Annotated in this window: 6 protein-coding genes, 1 tRNA gene and 1 pseudogene; all 8 read right to left on the reverse strand. The window is 40.4% G+C overall.

From position 1 onward, the window contains the following. Positions 1–305: 305 nt before the first annotated feature. The gene (locus tag QVD32_RS12040; RefSeq protein WP_229033646.1) at positions 306–665 is read right to left on the reverse strand and encodes a copper resistance protein NlpE N-terminal domain-containing protein; all 360 of its coding nucleotides are present in this window, start codon (positions 663–665) and stop codon (positions 306–308) included. Between the two features lie 24 nt (positions 666–689). Further along, positions 690–1,301 (reverse strand): annotated as a pseudogene (locus tag QVD32_RS12045) (copper resistance protein NlpE); the annotation flags it as partial. Between the two features lie 596 nt (positions 1,302–1,897). Beyond that, positions 1,898–1,985: transfer RNA gene (locus tag QVD32_RS12050), tRNA-Ser, on the reverse strand. Positions 1,986–2,088: 103 nt separating this feature from the next. Further along, complete coding sequence (locus QVD32_RS12055; RefSeq protein ID WP_021890840.1) at positions 2,089–3,123, reverse strand: hypothetical protein; 1,035 nt, start codon at positions 3,121–3,123, stop codon at positions 2,089–2,091. A 28-nt stretch (positions 3,124–3,151) separates the two neighbouring features. Next, positions 3,152–6,130, reverse strand: a complete 2,979-nt coding sequence (locus tag QVD32_RS12060) for an RHS repeat domain-containing protein (protein WP_021890839.1) — start codon at positions 6,128–6,130, stop codon at positions 3,152–3,154. A 423-nt stretch (positions 6,131–6,553) separates the two neighbouring features. Then, positions 6,554–6,901, reverse strand: a complete 348-nt coding sequence (locus tag QVD32_RS12065; RefSeq protein WP_021890837.1) for a hypothetical protein — start codon at positions 6,899–6,901, stop codon at positions 6,554–6,556. Between the two features lie 83 nt (positions 6,902–6,984). Next, positions 6,985–7,344 carry a hypothetical protein gene (locus QVD32_RS12070; RefSeq protein ID WP_021890836.1) on the reverse strand — a complete coding sequence of 120 codons (360 nt, stop codon included), beginning with the start codon at positions 7,342–7,344 and terminating at the stop codon, positions 6,985–6,987. 7 nt (positions 7,345–7,351) lie between these two features. Beyond that, on the reverse strand, positions 7,352–8,345 hold a 994-nt coding region (locus tag QVD32_RS12075; RefSeq protein ID WP_287710259.1), incomplete at its 5' end, for an RHS repeat domain-containing protein.

The raw sequence follows: 8,345 nt of genomic DNA on the forward strand, positions 1-8,345 counted from the left end.
CTCTGCGCACGTATGTGCGATAGGGCAGATATCCGAAGGGCAGAGGGGTTAAAAAACAGAAGAATGATAGTGTCAAAAGATTCCTTCGGACACTCCTCCCCTACCGTACCCCACAGCATCACGAGATGTTGCACTAAAATCGAAGCAGGAGCAAAGACAATTCAATAGAAAGACATTAACACTTCTCCCCTGTGTTGCGGAGCAATATAGGGGAGACACCTCAGAAACTGTTGTTTCTGAGGAGAGGGGTTGAATAAAAACGGGAAAAAGGGATTCCGTCTTTATCGGGCATGAAGCCCGATTCATCACTGCACCAACCGAAGCGTATAATTCAATCCACTCTGCGGCTTCTCAAATTTATCGTTCAACAAAGTAAGACTTGTTCCCTCTTTTGACAAAAGAAAATTAAAAACAGTGCCATCGTCGGCAACCAGTTGCCACACCACGGCATCCTTGTCATCGGCCGAACCGCGTTGAGTGAACCGCCTACCGGTATAAGTCACGGTCTCGTCCTTCCCGTTTTCAGCCTCCAAATAAGTCATTGCAAGCACGAATGTCCCGTCCCCGCTATACTCGCGATTACGCACCGTCAGAGTGTAACGTATACCCGGAGTATCGGCTGCCGGCAGTACCCCCTCATAAGTCCGCTCCTGCCAATCGCCCAACGACGAGTCGGCAGCTGCACTATCTTCCCGATATATGACCTCACCCCGCTGTTCGATCGTCCATAAACCATTTATGAAACGCACATTCTTCGTATCGTCGTCCTCCACATTCCAAGCAAAACCGCCCGAAGGCAACGTCCGCCGCTCCAAAATCTCATTCGGTTGCCCGTCGGAGAAAAACAATTCCACTTGGGACGAATCGGGAGAAAAGACGATATAGACCGAACGGTTATCCCCTCGAACCGACTCCGTGCGGATACCCTTCTCGAACACCCGTATACAATCCTGCGACACCTCACTCCACACATATCCGGCAGAGCCTATGCAACCATGCTCGTCTCGGTCGCCACCGAGTAACGCTCTTTGCGGATAAGACACCATTTTCAAAGCCCCCATTCCCTTTTCATACCTTCCCCGGTAAGTAATCTCGGCCGTATCGCCCAGCAGCAATCCGTCGACCCCGCTTCTATCGGTATCGACCGTACTGAACGACAACGTGTCATTGTCGTCGGTAACAACAGTAACCGTATTCATGGTAGCATCACATACAATTCCCCTAGCTTCACCATAATCCGACTTGGACGAACAACCGCACAATAACCCCACGATTGCAAAAGACAATAATAATGTTCTCATATCTTCAAAATTTAATTTTCTTTATTCGATTTCCTACCTCAAAACCCGACAAGGGAAAAATAGAAACAAGACAAAACCGATATTCCTATTCCTCACATCGAGTCATATCCTATATTCGAAAAATCAAATATACACAAATATCTTCCATTCCATACAAACCGGGACATTAAAATCCCCATCTATCCAAAAAGAACAGCTCCCTGCCCGTTTTAGTTTAATAGATGTTCAAGCTCCCACCACCCCAAAAGATATATATTGAAGAGTTAAGATATTCGTTAAAAGTATTTCCCCTCCTCCTCTGCCGTGTCCCGTAACCTTACGGGGTGTTTTGCTATGCAAAATATAGGGAAGGTGGCACGTAGTGACGGAGGGGTTAAGATATTAATTAGGTGATTTCAAGAAGCGATATCGAATACCTTTAATCTTTCTTCCCCGTGTTGCGAAGCAATATAAGAAAACTACCGAAGAAACAAAGGGGAGAGTATATAAAAGAAGAAGCCCCACTAATTATCGACCGATTCATTTTACACCGCCGTAATAAACTTCCGTTCCGTCTGCAAAAAAGCCGTTACAAGTTTTTTGCAACGGCTTTCCAGCGGAGTAAGGGGGATTCGAACCCCCGATACGCTTTTGACGTATACACGCTTTCCAGGCGTGCCTCTTCAACCACTCGAGCATCACTCCCTCGGGTCGATCCCGTAAAAACGGTGGCAAATATAATACATTTTTCGGGTTCGACGAAAGTTTTTACAAAAATAGTATCTCATTTTTACGACAGCCGCCCGAATTACCCCTTGATAATATTTACAGAAAGTACCTTATCGTCCACATGAACATACAATGTGTACACCCCCGGCATCAATCCCGACATAGGAACCAGCACAGAATACTCTCCCTCATCTTCTTCACGACTCGGTGTCCGTCTCAGACAAATTCCCGCACTACTGTGCAAAGTGAACCACACCGAAGCCGAACGAGTAAGTTTATATTTTATTGTCAAGTCACTCTCCACCGGATTGGGCAGATATTCCGCCTCGGTAAAAACATTCTCGATCGGTAGGATCTCCTCCTCAATCGATTCATCGTCGGCACTACGGTCACTCTCCCCACTCAGATAATCGGGCGGATAGTAAAACGATACAGCCGAGAGTATCGTATCGGCCTGTGTACCATACAGCGTGGAAGTCTCGCTCTCGAACACCGGATAACGATTCTGCGGCACATACCAAGCATACGTATCCACACTCACTGACAAGCTGTCTTCACATATCCTCACATATCGGCGGGCGGTATGTACCCGCAGGGCGTTTCCGAAAGTCTCTCCCGGTAAACTCAATTCACCTTCGGCATCGGCTGTGACAGTCGTCGTTCCCTCGACGAAAAGAGGAATACGCTGACCATACCGTCCTGCTCCTTCGAAACGACTCGTCAGAGAATCGCCATAAGCGAAAGGATAACGCAACAAAAGTTCGGGACGAGCATAATCGATATAGAAAGTCGCATTCTCATGTCCCACACACCACAGGCTATCACTTCCTTGTCGGTAATAATAACGGTTACGCCCCTCGCGACCACAAAGAATATCCATATGGGAACTGTCCGGAATAAAATATTCCACGGGAAGTTCCTCCGAAAGGATTTGCATTCCTCGGAAATCCCACCGGCATTTCGTTCCGGCCCTGCCCGGTTCTTGGTACTCGACCAGCCATTTGACGAATGCCTCCCCGGCTTCCAGCCGGTTGCTGTCGGCTGTCAATTCTATTGCCGACAAAACTTGTACAGCAGCAATACCGGCCGTACATAATAAAACACGTATATTCATAACATTTCTCTTTATCCGTTTCATCGTTCTATTCATTCCGATAATGGTACTTATACAATGTCGTAGTCTTCTCTCCCTCTTTCACACGCACCAATCGCCCCGCATCATCATACTCATAATAAGTCGTATGCCCCCGAGGATCGGTCGAAGAGGTAATTCCCACCAGCGGCTCATACGTATAAACGGTTACTTGTGCCGACGGCAGTTCCGTACGCAATCGGGCCAGCAACATTCCGTCTGGAATTTCAGCCGCAGCGAAAGCCTCGGCATCCCCTATGATGCTCTCTACTTGCTCCCAAGAGGCATTCTTGATTTCCGCCACCGGGTATTGATAACTATATCCCCACAAGTAAATGGTAGTTAAATCATCGCTCGTTATACACAATGGATTTCCATGAGAATCGTATCTACTGTATTTCGACTTCAAATAAAATGGATTGCTCTCAAACGATATCATAAACTCACTCGGTTTAAACACTTTCGGATAAAATTGCTTATAACTTAACTTTTGAGTGGACAACAATACATTCTCGAATTTTTTCTTGTATTCCTGCCGTTCTATGATAGGAGAGACTATGTTATTTTTTATCATTCCCTTATATGGGTCTTCATTTTTATAAGCATCGGAAAAGACATACTCATTCTTTATCTCCAACATTTCACCATCACTGGTCGTTTGAACAATACTAATCGGCTTTAAATAAATAGAATCATACGCATAACTTTCATTCTTTACAAAATTACCGTTATCTGTCCACAACGAGTCTATCGTCTCCGATAAAACGGGAGTAGAGGTATCTATCAAATATCGATCTTGAAGGAAAAACGGAAAACTCCTCGAATGTTCAAAACGTCCATAAATAAGATCCAAACGCTCGAATAAATCAGGAGTCAGAATTAAATCGTCTAAATCGGTTGTACTTAAAGAACCTATACGGACAAAAGACGGTGGATAAAACGTTGTTTTTGTTACGCTTAAATTTCTCAATTTGGTGCGACTTAATAATTCATATTCATTTCTTATTATCCTTTCTGACACCCAATTTCCTATTTCGTCCTGTCTTTGAACCAACGTCTCTATCAAATTCCCCGATTTCCATCTTCTCCATGTATGCAACCGGGGAAAAGTCAAATCATTATTAGGCCGAGACCTAGTATACAAGTTTCGGTGTTCTTCAAATCGATATACATTCCTACCGATATTTTGTTCGTTCGTACCGATATATTCTATAACTTCGGGATATCTGATTTGGTTTCCTGTTCCCAAAGTTAAAGCTCCGTTCATATCAGATGAATAGAATCTCTTTCTAAATGAAAATTCGTGATAGCGAATAAACCCTTGATTTTCTGTCCTCATTTGAAAAAGAATGCCGTCTGCCTCATGAATATAATTTTCTGCACTATCGGGCATCAATTCCAATACACCCGGAGAGTATTCATAACTTCTGCTAGTTTTATTTCCTTTTCCATCATCATTGATAATTCGATGAATCCGTAATCCTCCTCCTGGTTTATTATCTTCCCCATAACGATTCAACTGATATTCAAACTCCGAAAAACCACCGGTAGGATAAACTATTTTTTCTAAAATGTATGCTTGGGCAAAATATTCAGAAGGAGTTCTATCGCAGAACCCGATGGTATAATTATATAACAGACCTTTTTCCAACACACCCCATGCTCCATTTTTTACTTGGTTCCGTTTAAATGTCAAATAAAAATTAGGAACCAAAGACGTATTGTCGTTACAACCATTATAATATCCCCAATAATCCAATGCATTGGTATGTTCCACTTGGGGAAATCGTACATCATTATATTCAAACAAATATCGAGAATCGCACACTCGTCGAGAATCTAAAAACTCAACAGAATTTAATGCATTCCACCGCCCCGATTCGTCAAAAGCGGTTGTGTTGAAACGAACACTTCTTAATAACTCGTTTCTATTATCGAAAATATCTATACTCGAAACTCGCTCTCCTCCATCTATCGAATTAAATACAATTTTCCCCAATGGAAAAATAATCTCCGATATTGTTTTTATATTATACAATAACTCTCTATATCCGTTATATACCAAACATTCTATACTAGACCCAGCATAACTATCTCCAAAATAAGTATGCGTTCCCTGCACATCTTCTATAATCTCATCTCCCTGACGACCATCTTTTATTTCCACAAAATGATTGGGAACCCAAATTTTATACGTAAAACTCCCATTTCGCGATGCATCTCTGTATTTAAAAACAATACTATCTTTTCCGTGGCTCGGCTTTATTCCGGTCAAAAGCCAACTCGACTCGAAATTGCTACCCGTATATTCCACAGCCTTCGATTGCCCGTCTAAGGATTTACCAAATCTATATTGAACTCCTTTATCGTCATAAATATCGATCTTTTGAATAAGATGACCGGCCCACTCGGGTTCTATTTTTAACGAATTATGCGGGAATTTAATTACTTCGTCAAATCTGCCCACAACAAATTTCCCGACGTTATCATTAAACCGATAGGAAAAAATATCATATTCCGAGTCAAGTACCGTATTCACCAACTGCCCGCAAGCCAATCGTTGTAATATTTTGAAATCCTCTTCATCTGTTTCTGTAAGATAGCCCGCCTCCAAAGAATCTACATTAAACATAGGAACCCGCTTGTCTGGTTTCCCCATAATTGTTCGTGACACCAATCCTCCCACATCTATAATCCACCCCGTAGCGACATTCGACAACTGAGTTTCATAAAATTTCACACCTGCATGATGGTATCGCAATGTTATCGGCACCTCTATTCCCTCCATCTTTACAGTATACAATGGTATGGATATATCAGCAATTCCTGTATTATAATTAACCGGATAATCTCCATAAATATGAAATGCGGCAGCCCTCGGAGATGGAGGAATAATGGGTCTATCCTCCGGCAAACTTTGTTGATTTTGGCCGATTATACAGAAAAATGGGAATACGACTAGCACAATTATAATCCTAATATTTTTCATATTCAATTATACTAAATTGTGATTATACACTTCTACATGTTATCCTTTAATATCAGGCTTCCGCAAAGACGCTTCGCCCTCGGTGATCGATCCTTGTTCCTCTATTATTCGCTTTCGCAGTTTTCCTTTTTAGTCCTGTAATAACACGACATTTCTCTTTTCCTATAATCATCTTCTTGCTTTGAAACTGGTTTTCATCTGATTTTTTAATTGTAAGGGGTGTCTAATTTTACTGTTCAGATAGTTTTCTAATATTGTATGCCCATATTTAAATCAATAGACATAGTTTTATTGGTCATAAATGAACGAAATTTACCAAAACGTCCGTTGTCGTCCTTTATTACAAAATAAGACAATCGTCCGAATGTAAAATTCATACCGTTTGAACTTTCAGTAATATAACCTACACTATATTTTGACAAGTCAAAAAGAAGCAATCTCTTTATTTTTTCCATTTTTCAAAATAAAATAACATATCGGTATTGTAACAAACTCAGAAAATAAAGCAGGCAAATTAATAAATTCTAATGCCATTATATCAATATCTATATTCCAAGATTGCCAAATAATAAGTGACAATAATACCGAAATACAAAACTGAACTAACAACAATAATGCGATTTTATATTTGCGATTTACCTCTTTTCGTAAAACAAAAAACAATACGATACAGCCAACTATATAGATTATAGAGCCTAAAAAAAGTTGGAGTGATATCAGCTCCCAAATTGAAATATATTGTTCGTCCATATTATTTATTATTGTTCCCATTCTATTTTTTCTGTCTTTGGGTCAGGCTTGAAATTATCTTGATACTCCTTTACCATACTATTAGGTCTGGGATCAATGATTGTTTAATAGATAAATAATGAAACAAAATACAAAACAAGCGAACCAATAACGTAGGCAAATACTAACCAGCCTTTCAATTGGCTATTCTTTTCATCTTTATATTTTTCTGCTAACTCTTTGTATCTATTTTCATTAAGAACAAAGAAACTCAACACGAAAAGCAAAATCCAAATTAAATAAACTATCTGTATGCTATATCTAATTCCTAATATATAGCAAAATAAGCCAATTAAAAACAGTATATTGGAGGCAAAGGCAAGGAATAATGAAAATTTCCCTGAAATATAATAGTTATTGTTTTCGCCCCATGATTTATAAAATTTAGAAGCTCTATAAAATACGTAATAAAATAAATCTTTCATTTTCAATTTATTTGAATGGTTGATAACCAGGTAGTCCGGGATTTATTCCCATTTCTATTTGAGGTATTAAAACACCATTAACCCACTTGTAATGCAGTTGCTTTCCTCCAAATGACCAATACAAAGAAGCACCTGTTCCAATAACAGGGACAAAGCTCATTCCACCCATAAAAACGTCTAATCCGTGTTCAAGTTTTCCTTCAAATGTAGATGCTTCTCTAAATTGATAGGCAGAAGCAAGCACGCCAAGACCTCCTAACAATTTTCCAAAATGTCCTACCCCTTTCCCAATTTTTGAAATTGAGGATGGAGTTACCCATTGATTTCCTTTCCAGCCATTTTCATAAAATTTAAAATCAAGAGCTCCTTTGCTGTTTGTTAATCGAAAAGTTGCATTGCTTCCTTCGGCATATCCTCCTAATGAGCCTGCCACAGCAGAACCCTTTGACAGAAGATTTCCTAATGTAGAATTTAAAGCATTTGCATTTTTTTCGTCAGCAAGATTATATGAACTGCTACTTAAATAAAGCTCTCCTTTGCTATTTGTGTGTTGCGTAAATAACGTTGCATTGTCTCCATTAATTGATAAATAATTTTGTCCAATATTATTCCAAGTATTTCCGTTATCGTCTTTGTAAATTTTATCTTGTGATTTACGCCACATAGTTTGAGAATTCCCATCCTTATCCGTATATTCATACCAGTCCCTTCCGTCCGGGTCTACATAATTCACCGGATTATTATTACAATAGGCATAGGGCGAGATAGAGTAATATTTCTCGCAGAGAGGATCCATCGTCATAAATCGGCAGAGAGCCGGATAATACATACGAGCATCGAAGTCGTAACTGTCATAGCCGTGCAGCTCTATAAACTCCTTTCCTCCGTATTTATACGGCTGCTCTTCGGGCTGGTAATGGGCTTCATAAGGAAGACCGAAAGGATAGTATTGCATACGTTGGTAGGTGACGGTATGCTCTATGGGTTTTGGGCGAATAGGT

It is taken from the genome of Barnesiella sp. (assembly GCF_022723415.1).
Classification (GTDB): Bacteria; Bacteroidota; Bacteroidia; order Bacteroidales; family Barnesiellaceae; genus Barnesiella; species Barnesiella intestinihominis.